This is a genomic window from Acetoanaerobium sticklandii (assembly GCF_000196455.1).
GTDB classification, from domain to species: domain Bacteria; phylum Bacillota; class Clostridia; order Peptostreptococcales; family Filifactoraceae; genus Acetoanaerobium; species Acetoanaerobium sticklandii.
Genome location: NC_014614.1, coordinates 452022 through 473773, shown reverse-complemented (window position 1 = coordinate 473773; position 21752 = coordinate 452022). Strand labels below are relative to the sequence as shown.

16 protein-coding genes and 1 other annotated feature are annotated in these 21752 nt (G+C 32.3%); of the genes, 5 read left to right on the top strand and 11 right to left on the bottom strand.

From position 1 onward, the window contains the following. Positions 1 to 14 precede the first annotated feature (14 nt). The 4 genes from CLOST_RS13400 to CLOST_RS02140 form a co-directional block, all read right to left on the bottom strand. On the bottom strand, positions 15 to 1673 hold the full coding sequence (locus CLOST_RS13400; protein WP_013360627.1) for an HD domain-containing phosphohydrolase: 1659 nt from the start codon (positions 1671 to 1673) through the stop codon (positions 15 to 17). 171 nt (positions 1674 to 1844) lie between these two features. Then, the gene (locus CLOST_RS02150) at positions 1845 to 2429 is read right to left on the bottom strand and encodes a DUF4230 domain-containing protein (protein ID WP_013360626.1); all 585 of its coding nucleotides are present in this window, start codon (positions 2427 to 2429) and stop codon (positions 1845 to 1847) included. Between the two features lie 163 nt (positions 2430 to 2592). Next, positions 2593 to 4233: a copper amine oxidase N-terminal domain-containing protein gene (locus CLOST_RS13395; protein ID WP_013360625.1), complete on the bottom strand. Its 1641-nt coding sequence runs from the start codon at positions 4231 to 4233 to the stop codon at positions 2593 to 2595. Positions 4234 to 4415: 182 nt separating this feature from the next. After that, complete coding sequence (locus CLOST_RS02140; protein ID WP_013360624.1) at positions 4416 to 6287, bottom strand: polysaccharide biosynthesis protein; 1872 nt, start codon at positions 6285 to 6287, stop codon at positions 4416 to 4418. A 232-nt stretch (positions 6288 to 6519) separates the two neighbouring features. On the opposite strand from CLOST_RS02140, the gene CLOST_RS13390 reads away from it, so the two are divergent. Continuing rightward, entirely contained in the window at positions 6520 to 7536 is a 1017-nt protein-coding gene (locus CLOST_RS13390) for a C39 family peptidase (protein ID WP_013360623.1), read from the top strand. A gap of 35 nt (positions 7537 to 7571) precedes the next feature. Here the strand turns inward: CLOST_RS13390 and CLOST_RS02130 are convergent, their stop codons facing one another. Then, positions 7572 to 8603 carry a GGDEF domain-containing protein gene (locus CLOST_RS02130; protein ID WP_013360622.1) on the bottom strand — a complete coding sequence of 344 codons (1032 nt, stop codon included), beginning with the start codon at positions 8601 to 8603 and terminating at the stop codon, positions 7572 to 7574. A gap of 79 nt (positions 8604 to 8682) precedes the next feature. Then, on the bottom strand, positions 8683 to 9753 hold the full coding sequence (locus CLOST_RS02125; protein ID WP_013360621.1) for a cobalamin B12-binding domain-containing protein: 1071 nt from the start codon (positions 9751 to 9753) through the stop codon (positions 8683 to 8685). Positions 9754 to 9974: 221 nt separating this feature from the next. On the opposite strand from CLOST_RS02125, the gene CLOST_RS02120 reads away from it, so the two are divergent. From CLOST_RS02120 to ilvA, 3 genes are all read left to right on the top strand, one after another. Beyond that, positions 9975 to 11048: a phosphodiester glycosidase family protein gene (locus CLOST_RS02120; protein WP_013360620.1), complete on the top strand. Its 1074-nt coding sequence runs from the start codon at positions 9975 to 9977 to the stop codon at positions 11046 to 11048. Between the two features lie 239 nt (positions 11049 to 11287). Further along, positions 11288 to 12646, top strand: coding sequence for an APC family permease (locus CLOST_RS02115; protein ID WP_013360619.1), 1359 nt, complete (start codon positions 11288 to 11290; stop codon positions 12644 to 12646). A 51-nt stretch (positions 12647 to 12697) separates the two neighbouring features. Beyond that, positions 12698 to 12927, top strand: a binding site (T-box leader). Positions 12928 to 12982: 55 nt separating this feature from the next. After that, positions 12983 to 14224 (top strand): threonine ammonia-lyase, encoded by a 1242-nt coding sequence (gene ilvA, locus CLOST_RS02110; RefSeq protein WP_013360618.1) that lies wholly within the window; start codon positions 12983 to 12985, stop codon positions 14222 to 14224. A gap of 116 nt (positions 14225 to 14340) precedes the next feature. Here the strand turns inward: ilvA and CLOST_RS02105 are convergent, their stop codons facing one another. The 3 genes from CLOST_RS02105 to CLOST_RS02095 form a co-directional block, all read right to left on the bottom strand. Then, positions 14341 to 15093, bottom strand: a complete 753-nt coding sequence (locus CLOST_RS02105; RefSeq protein ID WP_013360617.1) for a DUF975 family protein — start codon at positions 15091 to 15093, stop codon at positions 14341 to 14343. Positions 15094 to 15285: 192 nt separating this feature from the next. Further along, positions 15286 to 16359 (bottom strand): M24 family metallopeptidase, encoded by a 1074-nt coding sequence (locus CLOST_RS02100; protein ID WP_013360616.1) that lies wholly within the window; start codon positions 16357 to 16359, stop codon positions 15286 to 15288. 138 nt (positions 16360 to 16497) lie between these two features. Continuing rightward, entirely contained in the window at positions 16498 to 17877 is a 1380-nt protein-coding gene (locus CLOST_RS02095; protein ID WP_013360615.1) for a peptide MFS transporter, read from the bottom strand. Positions 17878 to 18175: 298 nt separating this feature from the next. Here CLOST_RS02095 and CLOST_RS02090 point away from each other — a divergent pair, with 298 nt between their 5' ends. Further along, positions 18176 to 18727 (top strand): helix-turn-helix domain-containing protein, encoded by a 552-nt coding sequence (locus CLOST_RS02090; protein ID WP_013360614.1) that lies wholly within the window; start codon positions 18176 to 18178, stop codon positions 18725 to 18727. A 17-nt stretch (positions 18728 to 18744) separates the two neighbouring features. Here the strand turns inward: CLOST_RS02090 and CLOST_RS02085 are convergent, their stop codons facing one another. Together CLOST_RS02085 and CLOST_RS02080 are read right to left on the bottom strand one after the other, a co-directional pair. Next, a complete protein-coding gene (locus tag CLOST_RS02085) occupies positions 18745 to 19602 on the bottom strand; it encodes a hypothetical protein (protein WP_013360613.1) in 858 nt (285 codons plus the stop codon). Between the two features lie 24 nt (positions 19603 to 19626). Then, on the bottom strand, positions 19627 to 21729 hold the full coding sequence (locus CLOST_RS02080) for a hypothetical protein (RefSeq protein ID WP_013360612.1): 2103 nt from the start codon (positions 21727 to 21729) through the stop codon (positions 19627 to 19629). Positions 21730 to 21752: the final 23 nt, after the last annotated feature.

The window sequence follows — 21752 nt, the reverse complement described above, 5'->3', positions numbered from 1 at the left end:
TTTGATTATTTTACTTAGTTTTTCATATCATCCTCTAGTATTTCTAAAAGTGCAATTACTACCTCTTCGTCTAGCTGAATACCTATGTTTTTTAGAAGTTCTTCTCTTATTTCGGCCTTAGTAAGTATCCTATCTCTGTATACTCTAGCTGATGATATAGAATCATAGGTGTCTGCTACAGCTAAAATTTTGGCCTCTATTCTAATATCCTCACCTTTAAGTCCTTGTGGATAACCTCTTCCATCTATTCTCTCATGATGCTCGAGCATGATATTTGCTGGTTCTTCGAGAAAATCAATTTCTTTAATTATTTCAAAGCCTATTTCAGGATGCTTCTTTATTATTTCGTACTCTGCATCCGTAAGCGGACCTGGCTTATTTAAAATCCTATCACTTATCCCAATTTTCCCTACATCGTGAAGTATGCAGGCAAACCGCAAATCATTTTTTTGCTTGCTTGTCAAATTTAGCTTATCTGCTATTTGAAGCGCAATGTCTCCAACTCTATCGCAATGACCTCTAGTATATTCGTCAGATGCTTCAATTGCATTGGCAAGGACTGTAACCGTTTTAATATAATTTTCATCCCTTTGGGTTAGTAGATTTTCTATATCGTCAAGCATTGAGTTGAAGCTCATAGAAAGTACTGAAAATTCATCATTCGAAGTGACAGTACTTCTGACTTTGAAATCTCCATCGCTGACTTTTTCAGTAGTTAAAATAAGTGACCTAAGGGGTTTTAGTAGATTTCTTGATAGGATAAGCGACATCAAAATTCCAATTATTATTGTTAATAAAACTATAGTTAATATCCTGTCACGAATTAAATTAAGCTCTTCATTTAAATTCGTCTGAGTAAGAGCAACTAGCTTCCAATTATTTATACTGATAGGCACATAGGTAGATACATATTGGATTTTATCTAGAGTAAACAGCTCTTGCTCACCGCTTACAGCTTTCTTAGCGTATATGCTTAAATTTTCTGAAGCATTTTCATTAGATGCCAAAACCTCTAATTTTTCATTTAGTAAAAATATATTGGATTGCTTTGAATAGCTAAGGCCTTCAATTATTTCTGTGAATTTTTCAAGCTCAATATCTAGTCCAATAACTCCCCTGAGTTCATTATCTTTATACACAGCTTTTGAAACAGTCTGAAGTAGCTTACCAGAATTTCCAGCATCTATATAAGGCTCGGTCCAAAAAATTTCCCCATGCTTATCTACTGTGCCTTTATACCAGTCTCTGCTTCTAGCATCGTAATCAAGAGGCATAGTTTCATCAACAGGCGCAATATATATAGAGCCGTCTTCCTCTAAAGCATAATAGAACCAAGTTACATTTTTCATCGATTCAGTTAAACCTAGCCACTTTTCATAAATATTTATAAAATCTTCAGGAATACTTCTTACATAGAGCTTATCATCAGTCTTAGTGTAGTTTATTATCTCTTGATTATTAGCCCATATATTAACTATATATTCCATGTCAAATATGAGCTTCTCGAAATAATACTCATTTATATTTTCTAGTTCAGCCTTATTGTTTCTTTTAATAATATCTATTGCGAGTTTTTCTGAATCCATGTAATTTACATAGCCTAGAAACATACCTGATAGTATAACTAGTGACATCATACTGATGATAACTTTCGTCCTTATGCTTCGAACCATATAGTGCTCCTTTTGTGACAAATTTTATAAGAGTAATTATTAAATTAAAATAATTCTTACAATCTTATCTAAATTTTATCACGTTTTAAGATAGAATAAAAAAATAATATATATCAATATAATCTAATTATTAAACCTTATCTTCCAGAGCATAAACAGACCTATGATTTTTTACTTCCATTTAATCTCAATAGATTCAAAACCATAGGATAAAAATAAGTTTCTAATAATAAGCTTGGTATTTTCTTTTGATTTTTCTATAATTCCACTGTCCAGTGCTTGTTTTTCGATATCCTTTTCAAATAGTTCAAGTGCTTTTAAGGTATCTTCTGTAGTTACCTCGTTAAATAATCCATTCTTTTCATCATAAACCTTATACGACAGTATTTCCTTTGATGTAATCTTTGGATTAGGTAGCTTAATAATCAAGCTCTTTCCAGAAATAGCGATATCTCCTTCATCAATACTGCTAAGATCAACTCCTGCTTTCACTTTGCTTTTTACAGTAAAAATAAAGGATTTTTCAGTGAAAGGTATTTGGAAGTTGTTGAATAGCTTAGCATTTTTAAAATCTATGATTTCATTGAAATACATTTCTACAGTATTTAATTCCGAAATATCCTTTACCTGTTCCAAAACTCCAGACACTGAATACAGCTCTTGCTCGTGAAATTTATTGGTTACAAAAAATGTAACCGAGATAGTTGCTAGTATCACTATCAACATAAGTAGCATTGTTTTATAAATCTTTTTCATTTTTTCTCCTTTTAATAAAATACTAATATATTACTATTATAGTATAAACTAAAGTATCTTGCATCGTTAGAATTATTATTTTAAAAACAACAAGGCACTTAGAACTAAATTCTCAGCTCTAAGTGCCCTTGATTAATCTAATATTATATTTACTAAAGTACTTCTAATTTTTCATTATAGTTACAGTTTTTGTAATATTGTCCCATTTAAGCTCAGCGTCAAATACATCTGCTAGAAAAGCAAGAGGTATAAATGTTCTGCTATTGCTTATAACAGCTTCTGTATCCATTTCTTTTTCTTCGCCATTTATGTTTAGAATCTTACTTCCAATAGTCATAGTAGCTTTTGTATCACCTGACTCTACAGTAACCATTTTTTTGTCTGTATCATAGCTTACTTTTGCATCTAGAGCCACTCCAGCAGCTTTAACTGACATCATAGTTCTGTTATCTTGAATATATGGTGCTACATCAAAAGTCTCTACTCTGTTTATTCCATTTGTAGTTATAATAAAGCTTGGACTTCCAATGATGAACCGACCTACATATTTAGCTTGTCCTTCAGAAGGTTTAGATCCTGTTGCAGTAAATAATACTTCTTCATCTACCTTAATTTGATCTGATTGACCATGATTAAAAATAAGCTCGCCTTTATAATCTCCTAGATACCCAAATTGATCAACAGTTACCTTGATATCATTAATAACTATTTTTGACGCTCTAGTAGATGCTGATTTTACTTCAAATACAAATTTTCCATCTCTATATTCAAAGTTATCAATATCAATATTTCCTTCTGTTACATTAAGCTTTGCATCTGTAAATACTAAACCTTTGTATTCTGGATTTATAGCTATAGTATAAACTCCTTTTAGAAGTGCTCCTCTTTCCATTTCAGTAATTTCTATACCAGCAACATCTTGATCTTGAAATCCAAGACCTATGCTAGTAGCTGTACCTGTCATCATATCTACATTTTTAAGAACTGTTCCAAGTGTAATACTATCCTCTACGCCTCTTCCTTCTAAGTTAAGCACTATATCTCCTTCATATTCTTTTTCAGGAGTGATAGTGAATTTAAGCTCCCATTTACTTTTACCAGGAGTTTTGTCTACATTTAGTTTAACGTAATCTCCATTCATAGTAGATGTTAACTTCTTGTCTCCAGTTAATCTTTTAATTTGTATGCCCTTAGCTTTGTCAATTTCAGCATTTTCAACTTCTAAGTCATATGTTTGTGTATCAACTAAAGAGCCATCTATGAATTCTTCTAGATACACTACTACATCTTTGCTTCCAGGTTTAATAAAGTTAAACTCTGCAATATCAGAGCTTGTCAATTTTGCTCCATAGTCCTTGATTTCAGCAACTACTAATTCTTTATCAGAATCAGCAACATCGCCTCTATAAACTCTAAGAACTAAATCTCCTTTTTCTACGCTACGCTCTATATCAAAATATGGATCTAATACAATTCTGTCTATATTTTTTGTATTTACTAACTTAATAGTTAAATCTCTGCCATCAACATCCGCCATGTTAATTAATCTAGCATTGATTCTTGTGAATTTGTTCCAAGAAACTCCATCAGGCAATCTAAGTGTCAGATTTTGAGTATCCTCCCAAGCATTGTTACTATCTTCCGTAAATGTAACTAAAGCAGCGTGCTGTGCCTCCATATTACCAACCCACACCTTGTCACTTACTCTAACTTTGCTAGCAGGTGTAGCTGCAAATGTTGATTGAAAAGGTATCAGCGTAAGAACAACAGCCATAACTGTAATTAAAGATAAAAGTTTTTTCATTATCCCTTTTCCTCCTTTTTATTTTTAGCCAAAAGGCTTTCTATTTAGTTATACCCTATATACTTTTGAAAATAACTAAAATTGTATTACAATTTTATAACATAAAAAAATGTCCTGAATTATAGGACATTTTACTTTAAACAAAAATTCATAAGAATCATCTATCGTTTCCTTATATCATTTTAAGCTTTTTTCTGTTCTAATTTATCTCTATAGCTTGGTATTAAAAATTTAATTCTTTGCTCTAGCTGAGAATAGTTTCCTTCGAATGTAGATTCTATAATTCCCTCTAAACTTTTTCTAGTGAAGTCATCATCCTTATCAAATGGCTTTCCTACAAAAATCTTTTCATGTTTGGTATCTAATATGCCTTCTTCTGCAAGGAGTAGCTCTTCAAATAATTTTTCTCCTGGTCTAAGCCCAGTAAATTCTATATTTATATCCTCATAAGGCTCAAATCCAGACAGCCTAATTAAATCCTCTGCTAAATCAACTATTTTAACAGGCTCTCCCATATCCAGAATAAATATTTCTCCACCCTTGGCCATAGAGCCCGCTTGAAGCACTAATTGAACTGCTTCTGGAATAGTCATAAAATATCTTATGATGTCAGGATGAGTTACAGTAATAGGTCCACCTTTTTCAATCTGCTTTTTAAATAACGGAATAACACTTCCATTGCTTCCTAGAACATTTCCAAATCTAACTGCTACATACTCAGTTGAATATTTCTTGTTCATATCTTGAATGACTAGCTCAGCAAGTCTTTTACTAGCTCCCATAATATTTGTAGGGTTGACAGCTTTATCAGTTGAAATTAGCACAAATCTTTGAACTTCATATTTCCCAGCTATTTCAGAAATATTCTTAGTTCCTACTGTATTGTTCTTGATAGCTTCAAAAGGGCTATCTTCCATAAGTGGTACATGCTTATGAGCTGCCGCATGAAATACTAGCTGTGGCCTGTATTTCAAAAAAATCTCATCTAGTCTATTTACATCCCTTACAGAGCCTATAAGCACTTTTAGGGGAAGTGTAGGATATTTAGACTTAAGCTCGTTTTGAATATCATATACTGAGTTTTCATATATATCAAATATAATAAGTAATTTTGGTGAAAAACCTGCTATCTGTCTACATAGCTCCGAGCCTATAGAGCCTCCCCCTCCAGTTACTATAACTATTTTGTTTTTTATATCTTCTGCTATTTTAGTATTATCAAGAGCTATAGAATCTCTTCCTAGTAGATCCTCAATATCCACGTCTCTGATTTTTTTGATATCTACTTGTCCGTCTATAAGCTCGTATATCCCTGGAAGAATCTTCATTTTCACACCAGAGTCTTTATATATTTCTATAATTTCTTTTCTTCTCTTATGAGTAATAGAAGGCATCGCTAAAATAATCTCATCTACATCATCTAAAAATTTTACTCCTGAGCTTATATCAGCTACAATAGGAATCCCATTTATTTTTTTCCCTATTTTATTTGAATCGTCATCTACAAATCCAACTAAAACCTTATTCATATCTGGAGTCCTAAGAAGTTCTTTAGCAGTCATAACTCCTGCTTCTCCCGCTCCTATAATAAGTACCTTTGACAGAGGCCTATTTAGTTTATTAGTCTGTAGCTTTCCCATTTCTATACGTCTAAGCACTCTATATGAAAACCTAAGCCCACCAACAAACGCAGCCATAGTAAACATATTTATTATATAAAAGCTTCTAGGCATATTTACATCAAGCAGTAAAAAAGTAATATATGTTGCTATATTAGACCACAAAGCAGCTAGTGCAATCGACATCATTTCATTAATGCTTGCATATCTCCATAAACTTCTATAAAGTCCAAATAAGTAAAAAATCACCAACACAATACCCGTATATATAACAAAATGATCTATAAAAGCAATTTTATATTCTATATTGCTTCCTGTAATATAAAAATCAAACCTAATCTCTAAGGCAAGTAGTGCAGCTAGATTTACCAGTGCAGCATCTGCAAATAGAAGTACTAGTTTTCTTATTAATTTATTTGATAAAATCTCCCTCATATCTTAGTTCCTTTCAAAGCTTACTTATTTTAATTATACATGAATTTACTAGCTTCTTCAAAATAAATTAACCTATTTAAGTTGAATATCTCACTCTAATTAAGATGATAGGAACTCATGAAACAACGGAAAATTAAGTTATTTAATATCAATCCATGATAGTTGCCTTCTAATTGAGGGTATCTAGCAAGAATAAGTTAGTTTCTTACAACATTTCTAAAGGAGGACATACATGAAAAAAATCCTAACTACTATTCTTGCATTTACTTTGTTATCAAGCTTTTCATTTGCTTTTGCTGATTCTACTTCAGATTATATAGTAATAGATGTGCCTTATGTTTCTCAGCTTTATCCTACTAGAGCTGTAGTTGGATGTGAGCCTACTGCTCTTCTTATGGCTTTGAAATCAAAAGGTCTAACAAATGATATAACCCTCAAGGATTTTTTAGATGCCATGCCAAAAACTACCACTGATCCAGCTAAAGGCTTTGCAGGCTCTCCATATTCACCTAGTGAAAAAATAAGAACTACAATATATCCTAAGCCACTGTCTGAGTACGCTAACACATATATGCCAAGTATTACTAGAGACATCTCAGGCTCAGAGCTAGAGGATATAAAAAAAGAATTACTAAGTGGCAATCCCGTAGTTATATATGCCACGATGGGATGGGTAAAGCCTTTTTATAGACAATTTGATATAGAGGGTGAAAAGCAGTGGCTCCTTAGAAACAACCATGCAGTTCTTCTGACAGGCTATGATGCTCAAAATCAAAAATTTTATGTGGCTGATCCCTACAATAAAAAATCCCCAACAAAGCCTTATTTCTACTGGATATTAGAATCTAAGCTTAAGCCTATTTACGACGAAAGAAAATGGGCAATTGCAATTGGCGAAGCTCCAAAACCTCCATATCCCGAGTCACTAGAGGATATTTCGCCAGATGAATACAAAGCTGTATCAATAAATGAAACTAGCTATCAAGGCATCATGTTTGATGAAGATGTATATCTAGATCTTGCCCTTATCGTGCAAAGCGAGTTAGATGCTTCATACAGCTATGACTCGTCCCTAAGAAGCGCTCTTATATCCTCAGGTAACGAGGATTACACTATTAATTTTATTAATGGAAGTGTCTATAAAAATAACTCAAATATAGGAAAACTAAGTGAAAAGAAGCTTAAACTAGATGAAAAGCTATATCTTACTATACAAGATATTGAGCTTCTTTTAACACTTTTAAAATAGTATCCTTTATTTTAATTTCATCATCCTAGATTAAATTAATTTTTAGCACTCTTATATTGCTCTAAATTAAACCTTCTATAAGAGTTTTTCCCGCTTTTTTTAGCAATGTACATTGCAAAATCTGCATAATCTATAAGCTCGTAAACACTATTAGTATCTTCAGCATACACAGCCATTCCAGCACTGCAGTAAATAAAATGCTTATTATCTTGTATCTCAAACTGGGAGGAAAGAATTTTATTTTCTATCTCCTCCCATACTTTCTTTATATCATAATCATTAACTTCATCATATCCATGTATATACACCCCAAATTCATCTCCTGAAATTCTCATAAAAATAGCATTTTCAAAATTTAATTTGGACAACCTTTTCGCAAATATTTTTAGATAAATATCTCCCACATTATGACCATAATTATCATTTATTCTCTTAAAATCATCTATATCAATAAAAGTAAAAATACCTTTTTTCTCTGGCGAGGTTTTTATTAGCATATCAATTTCTTCTCTGTATTGATATCTGCTTACTAGCCCTGTGAGTGCGTCCTTTACTAGTCTGTTGTTTAGGACCTCATTAGCTCTTTTTAACTGCGCATTTGCTTTTTGAAGCTGTCTTTGAGTGTTAAGCAAATCATTGTTTAGCTTTTGAATCTGTTCGAACTGAAATCTCATGATTCTTTCGTTATCGGTTATTACTTTCCCGTCATACATATGAAGAACTTTCATAAAGTTATAAATCATCTTTTTTAAAGCTGGAATAGCAGATTCTATACCTAGCTCCATAACATCTATCCCATGAACTAAAATGGATTTTTCCGATGCTAAAAAGCAAACTGAAATTTGTCTTTTCGGACTTCTTAGCTCTAAATTTTTGCTGCAGTAAAGCATTTCGCTTACATCTTTTGATTTAACAAGCATAGCTTCTAAATCCTGAGTAGCATCCTCTGAAAATAAATCCGTTAATCTTTTCTGATATGGAGAAACTATATATGTCGGCTCATTCCAATATACATTTAAAATCTTACCATTTTTGTCACATTCTAACAAAAATCCTGTTAAATCCATCCCTAGTTCCCTCCATATCAAGCTTTCCTAGCTTACACGTAATCCTTATGTAGCTCTGTATTTTATATCATCGTCACATTTAGATATTTTCTTTTGCCCATTCAATAAGATCAATAGCCTTCCTAGAATAAAAATCTATTGGCCACTTTTCCCATAAGCGCTCTGTTGGAATAAAAGCTTGCCCTCCAACTGCTATTTTTATAGCCGGAAAGTTTTTTCTAATTGAAAGCACAACGCTTTCACATTCTGTAAGATACGGCTGCATGGTTACAGATAGAGCTACTAAATCTGGCTGATGCTCTTTTATAGCATTTAATATTGCATCTTCTGGAAGGGCAGCCCCTAAATAAATAGTGTCCCAACCATGATATTCAAACATATCCGAAAGCATCCTTACCCCTATCTCATGAAGCTCACTGCCCACAGCGCACGACAAAAGAGTCTTACTCTTTCTAGGCCTATTAAATATTTCATCATAAAACCTTGACATTATTGACTGAGTAATTGATGTAGCATAATGCTCTTTATCAACTGTTATTATGCTTTTATGCCATAGCTCTCCCACTTCGTACAATACTTTTGACAATACCTCTTCATAAATATCCACTAGTGATACTCCAGAGGCTCTAGCATCCTCAATTATTCTATAGGCTTCAGTAGTTTGACTCTTTAAAAGGGCATCTAGATACTCTTTTCTAAGCTTTTTATACTTTCCTTTTTCAAATGAATCTGAAAGCTCAATATTTGTAACTGCTTCCTTTGTAACCTTAATAGCTATTTTAAGATAATCCACTGCTTTTTCAAGCTCTTTTTCGCTAAACATCTCTTTTGCATCAGCTTCTAGCACCTCAGCAGTTATAGTATAATGGTCAACCATCATCTGCATTATTCTATCTCTGTCAAAATCCTTCATCAGATTGCAAAGTAGTTCATACACACACAGAGCATAGTTTTCAAAAATCTTCTCATCTGAAAAGTAAACCGCTGTCATCAGATGGCTTATATTGTAAACAACATCATCATACATAAGCTTCTTTCTTCTATTATCTAGCTGTGCTTTGAGTTTTGGGTCTCTTCTAAATTGCTCTTCAAAAATCTTTTGTGCAATATCAATAAATCTTGAATCATTATAGTTTACAAATAGACTCATTTAAAACTCCTCTCAAAATTTATTCACCCTTACTATCTCTTTACTTTATAATACAATAGTACTATTAATTGTCAAAATATTTTTACCCATTCCCTTATTTTATAAAACAACTCCTAGAATACACTCAGCTTTTCAAAGTTTGATATAAATTAAACTAATTCTATCTTATCTTAATAAATTCTTGATATAATAGTATTAATAAAAATTTCAAGGAGGGTTCTATGATAAAAAGGCTTTTTACTCTAACAATTATGATGTGCATACTATTAGTATCTTCTACTTTGTCTTTCGCTTCATCTCACCACTATTATACTAGCCAGAAATTCAGCAATGGAAAAACTGCGAAATACGTGTTACTTAATTTAAATGCTACCGATATAAGTCCTGCAATGGGACTAGCAAACAATAAAATTTTGGCGGCTGATAGCCTTCAAAACATCGTAAACACTAGAGCTATTGAAGGTAAAAAAGCTTTTGCCGCAGTAAATGGTACATATTTTAGTGCATACAACGGAGTCCCTGTTCCATATGGAACAATAATAGATAAAGGAAAGCTTCTTCACATTGGAAACTACGGTGCTGTGCTTGGTATAACCAAGGATAAAAAGCTAGTGATAGATAATTTAAATATAGAAATCACAGGAAGCATAGACGGTGTAGAAAACCAGTACTACACTTGGGGAATCAATCATCCTAGAACTGAGCCTGACGCTATTATGATATTTACTCCTGATTTCGCTAGCTCTACTCAAATGCCAGACGCCCAAAATGTAATAGTGAGAAATGGTAAGGTTTCTCAAAAAAATTCAGGAAATACAGCTATCCCAAGTGATGGATTCGTAATATCCTTCAACCCTTCCATGCACTATCTAATGGAAAGATTTAACATAGGCTCTACAGTAGATTATACTCCAGAGTTTCGCTCAACAAGAGAAAATGCTACTGAGGCCGACTACGCAGTATGGAAGGATGTAGTATACGCTGTAGGTGCTGGTCCAAGTCTTATATTAAACAACACTATAACAGCCGATGGTACAAAAGAAGGTTTCACTGAAGCCAAAATCAACACCCAAAGATCTCAAAGAAGCTTTGTCGGCTATAGAGAAGATGGAAGAGTAATAATCGGAACAGTGGCAAATGCCTCAATTACTGAGCTATCTCAAATCTGCAAGGAATTAAACCTAAAAAGCGCTATGAACCTAGATGGCGGAGCTTCTTCAGCTCTTTTGTACAATGGCTCTTACAAAACAAATCCTGGCAGAAATATAAACAATGCATTGATATTTTTTGAATAAAGCAAGACTAGCAACCTTTTTAGGTTGCTTTTTTGTTATATATTTAATAGTAAATTTTCATATATCAATCTATTTTGTTTTTAAATACTTGTTATAAAAATAACTTTGTTGACATATGACGGACAAATTCATAAAATAATATAGTCTCAAGTGTAAATGATGAACTTTACAATATATTTTCAGTAAATTTCAACACTTCAGAAAAGCAACTATATTATATTTTGAAAGGACGAAACTTAATGCAGCAAACTGTTAAGCTACAACCAAAAGAATCACAGCCTTCTAACCAAAATCTAAAAAAACAAGTCGGAGCACTTGATGCTATTACTATGGTAATAGGTATAGTAATAGGCTCAGGCATATTCTTTAAATCATCACCTGTTTTTAGCAATGCTGGCTCTCCATTCCTAGGAATTATGGCTTGGATAATAGGAGGACTGCTAACTGTAGCTTCTGCTCTTACAATCAGTGAAATAGCTACAGCAATCCCTAAAACAGGCGGACTTTTTGTATACATAAAAGAATTATATAGTGAAAAATGGGCGTTTTTATTCGGATGGGTACAGTCATTCATCTATGTACCTGGAGTTACTGCAGCTTTATCTATAATTTTTGTAACTCAAGCTACTTTCTTCATTCCAATGTCTGATTTTACTCAAAAAATACTAGCTATATCTTTAATCTTTTTTCTAATTTTAGTAAATATAGCTTCTACAAAAATAGGCAGTAAAATTCAAGTTGTGGCAACTATTGCAAAGCTAATTCCTATAGTAATTATAATTGCTTTTGGCTTTATGAAAGGCACTGTAGGAGGAGTTAGCGAGGTTTCTAAGGTTTCACTTTCTGGAGCTAGCCTTGCTGGATTTGGCTCTGCTATACTTGGAACCCTATGGGCATACGATGGCTGGGTAGGAGTTGCAAACATGGCTGGAGAGCTTAAAAATCCATCTAAAGACCTTCCTAAATCTATAATTTTAGGTCTATCTATAACAATGATAATCTATGTCCTTATTAATATAGCTATAATAAATGTTATCCCTGTGGACGCTGTAATTGCTTCACAAACACCTGCCTCAGACGCGGCTGTGCTGATGTTTGGAAAATCAGGAGCTATTCTTATCTCTGCAGGAATAATGATTTCTATATTTGGGGCTATGAACGGCTATTTATTAACTGGTGTAAGAGTTCCATTTGCAATGGCAAGTGAAGGCTTGTTCCCTTTCGCAGATAAGCTTAGTTATCTTCATCCACAATCTAATACTCCTGTTTTAGCTTTCGTATTAGAAGGAGCATTGGCTGTACTTTATGTTATGAGTGGATCTTTTGAAGTTTTAACTACCTTGGCAATGTTTATGGTTTGGTTTTTCTTCGTAATGGCAGTAGCTGGAATATTTGTCCTAAGAAAAAAATTCTCTCATTTAAATCCAGCCTACAAAGTACCATTTTATCCTTTTGTTCCACTAGTTGGAATAGCTGGAGGAATATATATTCTACTTAGCACCCTTGTAACTGATTTCAAAACTGCAGTTCTAGGAATATTAATTACTGCTCTAGGAGTTCCAGTTTACAACCACATCACAAAATCAAAAAGAGCTTAATATTTTAGTTTACAAACCAAATTATCTGTGATATCATACCTATTAATTTAATATTATGCGTAGATGGAGAACGGAATTTATATGCTTTGCTACAGAGAGTCGATGGCTGGTGAAAATCGATGCAATAAATAAATTCAAATCCCTCCTGAGCAGTATTCTTGAATCAAAGTGTAAAGAATACCGGCTAGCCTCGTTACTGGCTTAGGTTTGATAGAACTGAAATGAGGTGGTGTAATTAATACACAAGCAAGGTGGTACCGCGAGATAATCTCGTCCTTGAAAGCTTAGGCTTTTTAGGGCGAGTTTTTTTATGCTAAAAACAAAGGAGGAATACAAATGGAAAAGAACTATGATGCAAGCTCTACTGTATCCAATATACAGTATATTTTTAATTTTGAAGGTGCTCACAAACGAATCGAGCAAGTACTAAGACCAACCAACCTCATTCATAGCACTTTTTTTAGCTCTTACTGCTCAAACAACGTATACATAAAGCCTGAAAATCTTCAAACCACTGGAGCTTTTAAGATTCGTGGAGCCTATAACAAAATCAGTAAACTAAACTCAGAACAAAAATCTCAAGGGCTTATATCATCCTCTGCTGGCAACCATGCTCAAGGAGTTGCCTATGCTTCAAAAGAGCTTGGAGTCACTGCAACCATTGTCATGCCAAAAACCACTCCACTTATCAAAGTAGAATCCACCAAAAAATACGGCGCAAATATAGTTCTTCACGGAGATTGCTATGATGAAGCCTACGAAGAAGCAAAGCGTCTTGAAAGCAGTGAAAACATGCTGTTCATTCATCCATTTGACGATGCTGATGTGATAGAAGGTCAAGGAACTATAGCCATTGAAATATTAAAAGAAGCTCCAAATCTCGATGTAATTATTGTTCCAGTAGGTGGAGGAGGCTTAATTGCTGGAGTAGCTGCCTGCGCAAAAGCTCTAAATCCTAATATAAAAATTATAGGTGTAGAGCCAGAGGGCGCAAATGCCATGTCTTTATCCATGAAAAATAATAAACTCACTTGCCTAGAAAAAGTATGTACGATAGCTGATGGAGTAGCTGTTAAAAATCCTGGCAATCTAACCTATGAACTAATAAAAACCTATGTGGATGAAATAGTCGAGGTATCCGATTTTGAAATAATGGAGGCATTTTTGCTACTGATGCAAAATCATAAATTAGTTGGAGAAAATTCAGGAGTCCTGCCATTTGCAGCCCTTAGAAAAATCAAAGAAAAAAATAAAAACATAGCCTGCATCATCAGTGGTGGAAACATAGATTTTTTAACTATTTCCTCACTTATCAATCAAGGACTTGTATCTATGGGAAGAATATTTTGTTTTTCTGTAAACCTGCCTGATAAGCCTGGAGAATTGGCTAAAATTTCTAATCTACTAGCAAAATTAGGAGCAAATGTAATCAAGCTCGATCACAATCAGTTCAAAGCTTCAAACAGATTCATGGATGCTATGCTAGAAGTGACAGTAGAGACAAACGGTCATAATCATGTGGAGCTAATATACGATGAAATGAAAGCCCTTGGCTATACCATAAAAAGAGTGTACTAAAAAAGGGACCTGCCGGTCCCTTCCTATAAAAATCTAGAATTCTATACTATTTTCCAAGACATTATCCATACATTAGATATAATTAAACAGATTTATATATAAATTAACCAATAAATTTAATACTCAATAGTTTCATTATCCTTTAAAGATATATATAACTGAGCATAAGTCGCTTCATAATAGGGATTTACAAACAAAACTCCAATTCCTAGCATCAAGGTTCCTAAAATATACCAGCCTAAAAATGATAAATCTAAAATAAACATATTCATTTTATGTCCCTGTGTCATTTGAATACTTTGTCTTATTGCCTTAGAAGGTTCAATATTTGGATTTTCAACTAAAATATAAGGAACCATCATATAGGAATAATGCTTTATTATTCCAGGAATTATCAGTAGCAAAAACCATAAGAAATTATATATTCCAGTTAAAAACATAGTAATTGATATATTCATGTATGAACCAGATTTAAATACCCATCCAAGTGATTTTACATCTGGTTCTTCATTAATCCCATCTAGGAAGAATTTTCTTCCTCCTATTTCAATTGGAATTCCAATAAAAAATCTAAATATAAGAAAAAATCCAATCACAAATAACACTATCACAATAGAAAGAGCAAGTATTCCAGGCATTCCCATCAGCTCTGTAAATCTTCCAACAAAGGAATTCGGGTCATCAACTATAATTTGCCCGCCTTGATAATGAGCATCTTGCCCTCCCCTTCCAGAGCTTCCTCCTGAATTGAGGAGCATATTTTGGTTTCCTCCTACTATAAATATCATAAAAGCAACCAAAAAAGCTTTCCAGTAATACATTCTCAAAAAATCCTTAGCCTTTAATTTTAGTTCCACTCTAGTCCACATAAAAATCCCCCATTTAGTTATTATATAAAATATTATATACCCTTATCTATCAATAAATATTCTATGATGATAAGAACTATACTTATTAATTTGAGTTTAAGATGGCCCATGTTTCTCAAAAATCTTTATTAGGAGCATAACAAAAAGACCCATGAATTTTTTCACAGGTCTTTCACTAAAAAATCTATTATCCTATAATATGCAAAGCTCTTTATCTGCTTTATTTAGCACTTCGCAACCATCTTCAGTAACTAGTACTAGGTCTTCTATTCTTACTCCTATTTCTCCTGGTAGATAGATACCTGGCTCTATAGAGAATATCATTCCTGGCTCAACTTTGTCTGTGTTGATAGCAGAAACATCGCCGTAATCATGTACATCAATACCTATAGAGTGTCCTGTTCTATGAGTGAAGTATTCACCGTAGCCTTTAGATGCTATGTAATCTCTAGCTGCAGCATCTATATCACAGAATCTAACTCCAGGCTTAACAGTATTAATAGCTCTTTTATTAGCTTCTAGTACTATTTCAAATACCTCTTTAGCCTTGTCGCTAGCTTCCTTTAAAAACACTGTTCTAGTCATATCTGAGCAATATGAATTCTTTGCACAGCCTATATCTAGAATGATGCTATCCCCTATCTCAGCAACCTTATCAGTATTTGAGTGGTGAGGGTTAGCTGCATTTGCTCCAAATCCTAAAATAGGCTCAAATGAGAATCCATCAGTTCCTAGCTCTTTGTAAATCCCTTGAAGCACCTGCATCAATTCCTTTTCGCTGTGACCTTTAGTTACTTCATTTTTTAGCTTTTCCATTGCTAAATCATTAAGTCTTGAAGCCTCTCTCATAAAGTCTTTTTCTGCTTCATCCTTAATCATTCTCACTCTGTCTACGATTAATGAACCATTTACATATGAGCTTCCTGCTTTTAGCTCCATTAATCCAATTAAAAATCTAGCTGGCCAGTTTTTGTCTACTCCTACTGACTTGTCTTTTAAAACAACCTCTGATAGTATTTCTACAGCATTGTTTGTATCGTCAAACCAAACTATCTCTACTCCTAAATCCTCAGTTATAGGGAAAAGCTTGTTTACAAACAGCTTATGCTCACCTCTTGTGCTGATATAAAGAGCTAGCATTCTCTCTCCTGGATGAATCCATTTACCTGTTAAGTAAAAAATTGATGCTGGATCAGAAATTATCATCTGCTCCAGATTCTCTGCCTTCATTTTTTCTAAGATACTTTCTAGTCTGTTTAATTTCATAGTCTTATCTCTCCTAAAAAAATAATTCAAAATAATAAGTAAGCTTAACTTTTCAAAATCATAAACCAAATTTTATTATAATATCAGTATACCCATACAGCATGAATATTGCCATATGGGTATACATTTTTTTAAATTTTATGATACTAGAGCATCCTCTGCATCATCACTGTCATCTTCAAGTAAAGTAGTAAGCTTTTTGTCAAATACAAACAGCATCACAGCAGCTACAAATAATATTGCAGGTATTACTGAATACGCTTGAATAACTGAGAATTTTGAAGCAAATTCATATAGATATCCGTATGATTTACCTGCTATAAAAGTTGCAAATATCCATACTCCCATAAGTACTGACACCATTTTATTAGGAGCATATTTAGATACAAATGAGTTTCCTAGAGGCGAGAAGAACATTTCTCCTACGCTTAGAAGTAAACCAAAAGCAATCAGCCAAAATAGGCTTGCCTTAGATGCATCACTTGCACCTACTCCTCTTGAAAACTCTGCAAACACTAGCATTAAAAATGCCGCTCCTAGAAGTCCAAGTCCTATACCAAGCTTTTTAAATAAACTAAGGTCTCCTCTTGCAGTCTTTGATAATTTAAACCAAAGCACACCAAGAACTGGCCCTAAAGCTATACAAGCCATAGAGTTTAGTGAGTCAAACCATGAAAGTGGAACATTAAAACCACTTACATTCATATTAATAAACGCTGCACCGTAATCATAGGCAGCTAGATATGTAAGATACCAAAATACCCAGAAAATAACTGAAAAAGTTGAAATTAGTATAATTGCAAATACCTTTTTCTTTTCAGACTTAGTAAGAGGTTTATTTTCTACTACTACATCTTTATCTACTTCTTTTCCTAATTTAAATGGTTTCTTACCAACTTCTCCTAAAAACTTACTTCCAAATAAGAACCATACTAAATCAATTGCACAAATTGCAGCACAAACTTGAAATGCTGCTCTAAAGCCTTGTATATCACCATGTGCAAATGTCTTAGTTACTAGCAATCCTACAGCTGTAGTCCCAATAAATGCTCCTATATTAACAAAAGAGTACTGAGTTGAAAAAGCAGAATCAAGCTGCTCTTTATCATCAAATAAAGCACCGCTAATAGCTGCAACATTGCCTTTGAATAACCCTGTTCCAATAGCTACAAGAGTAACCATTATATTCATACCTACAGCATCAGTTGCTGACGCTCCTATCCAGTATCCAGCAGCCATAAGAGCTATACCAACTGGTACGCAATACCTTGCTCCTATAAATCTGTCTGAGATATATCCACCAATAATAGGTGCCAAATATGTAAATGCAACAAGGTTTGACTGGATATATGCAGCCTCTACTTTTGTTAATCCTAACCCTCCAGTAGCAATAGTTGCTGCAACAAACACATAAATTAAGTATTTTGCTGAATAATATGCCATTCTTTCAAACATAAATGCAACACTGCATACGTAGAAACCAAATGGTCTTTTGTTCTTTACTACCATATCGCTCATTTACTTCCCTCCATCAGTATGATTTCATATAAAATGATATTTCCTAGAAAAACAGATTACAAAATCGTTTTCCTAAAAGCTAAAAACAATTGTGTGAAAAGTTAAAACTATCACAGTTGTTAATCTAGACTAAATTATATATTGTATAACTATAATTTTCAACTATAATTTTAATAATACTGTAAATTTTCTATATATACAGTAAATATAGCTAAGTTTTTTACAGTAAGATTGAAATAAGACAAACTTATATGGTATTATTATCCTATATTTATTATTAACTAATTGGAGACAAAAAATGGAGATACTAAGCGAAATAGCAGATAAGATAAAAGAACTAAGAAAAGAAAAAGGATATACACTTAAAGATTTAGCTGATAAGACAGAGCTTTCTGTAAGTTTTCTATCCCAAGTTGAAAACGGCTCATCCTCACTTGCAATTACATCACTAAAAAAACTAGTTGATGCATTTTCAGTTCCTATGACCTATTTTTTCTACAGCATGGAGACTCATAACTATCATGTAAAAATCGATGAGCAAAAATCTTTTAAAATGGAAGGTCTTCCTTCTGAATTTGTAAGATTGAGTGGAGATTTTTCTGGCAGAAGCTTGGAATCAATGATAGTAACTATTCCTGGAGGTCAAAAGCACGGACATAAGTACAACCACCCTGGCGAAGAATTTGCCTATGTATTAGAGGGTGTATTAATCGTGGAAATAGAAGACAAGGAATACCTAGTTCAATCAGGTGACTCTATACACTATCCATCTACAATGCCTCACCAGTGGAGAAACCCTCTAGGATCTCCTGTGAAAATTCTTTCAGTCATAACTCCAGCTGTATTTTAGTACATTAAAATATTGCCTCAAAAAAATCTTATAAATACGGCTGATGAATCATCACTTTTTTTCAGTCTTGGGTATCTTATGCATTCAGAATCATTTGACTCAATATCTCTAAGAAGATTATAACATCCAACTAATCCATTTTTTTCTACAAAATTAATAATTTTATATTTATCAACTTTAAGATATTTTTGAAATAATATTGAAAAACCATCAGACATTAAAAGACATTTTGCCTCTTGATCTAAACAAATTTTTCCTTTTTTCGCCATATCTACAGCTATATCATCGAACTCTAATGACCAATAACCTTTTGGTTTATTTTTCATTAACCTATGCTCTACCAACATACTTGTAGCCTTGTCTCTAGCTTCATCATGAGTTAGTCCATTAATAATTTTCTCATTCGTCATTAAATCTATAACTTTATCATCAAATGGTTTTAAAGCCTCATCACTAATATGAACTAAATTTGTTTGTCCGTTCTGAATCAAAATCTCACAATCTCCTAATAAAAAGTATTCTATATGATTACTATTCCATCTTATTAATGCTATCGTTGCTGATGGGAAATCTATTGGACTAATCAATAAATCTTCTTCTTTCTTAACTAAAAATCTATATTTATCATATATAGATTCTATTCCTAATTTAATAATAGTACTTAGGTCAAAATTATAATTCTTAATATTAGAAATAAGATATTCATTCCATTGATATACAAACCAAGATGCATCAGTTTTATCCTTAAGCAAGTTTCTACCACTCAAACCTGTCGCTCCGTCAATGACCCATGCCCAAGAATCTCCAATATATGATATGTCTTCATTATATTTTTTTAATGATTTAGAAATTGAATCTTTCTGAATAACTTTCATTTTCTTCTCCTTAATAATATGCTATCAAATAAAACTTAATCCTAATATTATCATAACAATCCCCATTATTCCTGTAAATAAATTACTCATAAATCTATTCTTACCATGAAGTATTGTCCCAAAACCTCCTAACACAATTAATAAACTCCCTGCTAGCACAACAATAAGCCTAGCAGCATCTCTTACATCTTGACCGTTCGCTATTTGAATTGAGCCAATTGTGAAACTGATTATCGCAGTGAAAAATCCCAGAAACTCTAAATTATTGGTTTTCTCATTCTCAAGTTTTTCTCTTGCTTCAATGATATCAGTTTTTACTCCTTCTACTTTGTTTTCCAATAATTTTTTTATATCGCTAAATTCATTTTTACTTTTTTTAAATTCAACATTCAAGAGTTGCGTCTGATAATCTCCAATGCTGAGAGCATAGCCAAGTTTATCTTTATCTTCCTTATCAATTGCATTTCGAATATTTTTTTTGGCTTCATCATATTTTCCATCAATACAAAGAAGCCTACCGTAAGTTGAATAAAATTTGGCAAAATCTTCTTTATTAATTATCCTCTGAGCTATTTCAATTGCATCATATAATTCCTTTTTATTTTCTTCATTATTAATATCATATAATTCTTCCTCAAATGCCATAGCAACTACAACTGCATAGCTATGGAGTACTCCAATATTATTAGGAAGATTATTTTTAGCTTCTTTTGCTAAGTTAATAGAATCTTTCAAATCTAAATTATATCCTATTTTTCTTAAAGATATTATTTCCCTTAAACACATTGATTTAAGATGAGGGAAAGTATATTGGGTTTGAAAATCTTTGGTATAACTATCAATTAGCTTATGATATTTGCTATATTCTTTATTTCTTCTATACAGTGTACAAAGGCTATAAAATGAAGCATATTTTACTTTATAGCTAAAATTACTATCTAATAATATTCTGTCAAAAACATTTTCTAAATATTTATCTATTTCAAGTTTTATTAGATTACCTATTTGAATTTCAAACTCCCTTTCTTTTTCGTCAGATATAAATTCAAAATATGCCTCTACATATTTAATAATATCTTTGCTTTTATTGCTAATTTTATTTTTTATAATTTTTAATATTTTATCTATATCATTAGTCCCTGCTGATGACTCAACTAAATCTTCCTTGTTTATCCAGTTTATAAATAATGAAATACTACCTAAAAGTTCTAATGTCATATTGTCTAATTTTTCAGACATAATAGCTTTCATGTCAAAGTTAAAAATTTTTTTATCAGTAATAAATATCCTTTCATCATATTTAATACTATTAAATTTAACAAATTCTAAGATTGAATTATTTCTATTATTCTCAAAATAGTATCTTCCTAAAATATCACTATTGTTTAACTTTGTAGTTACAAGAAAAAAGATATCAGTTTTACCACCTTTAATAAGATTTCTAGCTATTCCTAAAAAAAATATTTCATCAACATATTCATATTTTAAATTAAATTCTTTTTCCAATTTTTTACAAACTAAATTATTGTCTATAATATCTTCAAGCATAATTGAATCTGCTATCGATGGATATAGATTTTCTTCTCCTATAATACCATCTGATTTTATCTTTTTAACAACTAGACAATTATCACCAGTAAATAATGCTATAGAAATATCAAATTGATTGGCTAACTTTGAATTACTTATTTCATCTAATTTGCCATTATTATGCAGTAATTCTCTTAATGATGTATAATTATTTTCACTCTTTAAATCTATTATACTATTTGTATGGATACAATCTACATAGTTAAGCATTTGAATTTCTAGTTCAAGTTTATTATTATTTTTGATAATATCAAAAAGCCTCAGTCTTTTTTCTGCTAGCATTTCCTTAATATTATTATCAGTACAATACTGTCGGAACATTTCTTCAGTTAAAGCTAATATCTTCTCTTCAACCATAAAATTATTATAATGAATTCTAAAACTAATATCCTTAGCTGAAATACTATGATATAGATTATCATAAATAATTACATAAGGCAGTTCTAAAATCTTTCCATCTAAATTAATATTAAGTAATTTTTCATTGTAATAATATTCACAATATTTCTTAAAATCCGCTGAAATTTTGTTTCTCAAAACTTCTCCTCCCCATAAAATAT

Excerpts from the sequence above, each read along its gene's own strand:
- CLOST_RS13395 (WP_013360625.1), bottom strand. The coding sequence starts at position 4,233 with ATGAAAAAACTTTTATCTTTAATTACAGTTATGGCTGTTGTTCTTACG.
- CLOST_RS02140 (WP_013360624.1), bottom strand. The coding sequence starts at position 6,287 with ATGAGGGAGATTTTATCAAATAAATTAATAAGAAAACTAGTACTTCTA.
- CLOST_RS02095 (WP_013360615.1), bottom strand. The coding sequence starts at position 17,877 with ATGAGCGATATGGTAGTAAAGAACAAAAGACCATTTGGTTTCTACGTA.
- CLOST_RS02085 (WP_013360613.1), bottom strand. The coding sequence starts at position 19,602 with ATGAAAGTTATTCAGAAAGATTCAATTTCTAAATCATTAAAAAAATAT.
- CLOST_RS02120 (WP_013360620.1), top strand. The coding sequence starts at position 9,975 with ATGATAAAAAGGCTTTTTACTCTAACAATTATGATGTGCATACTATTA.
- CLOST_RS02105 (WP_013360617.1), bottom strand. The coding sequence starts at position 15,093 with ATGTGGACTAGAGTGGAACTAAAATTAAAGGCTAAGGATTTTTTGAGA.
- CLOST_RS13390 (WP_013360623.1), top strand. The coding sequence starts at position 6,520 with ATGAAAAAAATCCTAACTACTATTCTTGCATTTACTTTGTTATCAAGC.
- CLOST_RS02090 (WP_013360614.1), top strand. The coding sequence starts at position 18,176 with ATGGAGATACTAAGCGAAATAGCAGATAAGATAAAAGAACTAAGAAAA.
- CLOST_RS02130 (WP_013360622.1), bottom strand. The coding sequence starts at position 8,603 with ATGGATTTAACAGGATTTTTGTTAGAATGTGACAAAAATGGTAAGATT.
- ilvA (WP_013360618.1), top strand. The coding sequence starts at position 12,983 with ATGGAAAAGAACTATGATGCAAGCTCTACTGTATCCAATATACAGTAT.
- CLOST_RS02115 (WP_013360619.1), top strand. The coding sequence starts at position 11,288 with ATGCAGCAAACTGTTAAGCTACAACCAAAAGAATCACAGCCTTCTAAC.
- CLOST_RS02150 (WP_013360626.1), bottom strand. The coding sequence starts at position 2,429 with ATGAAAAAGATTTATAAAACAATGCTACTTATGTTGATAGTGATACTA.
- CLOST_RS13400 (WP_013360627.1), bottom strand. The coding sequence starts at position 1,673 with ATGGTTCGAAGCATAAGGACGAAAGTTATCATCAGTATGATGTCACTA.
- CLOST_RS02125 (WP_013360621.1), bottom strand. The coding sequence starts at position 9,753 with ATGAGTCTATTTGTAAACTATAATGATTCAAGATTTATTGATATTGCA.
- CLOST_RS02100 (WP_013360616.1), bottom strand. The coding sequence starts at position 16,359 with ATGAAATTAAACAGACTAGAAAGTATCTTAGAAAAAATGAAGGCAGAG.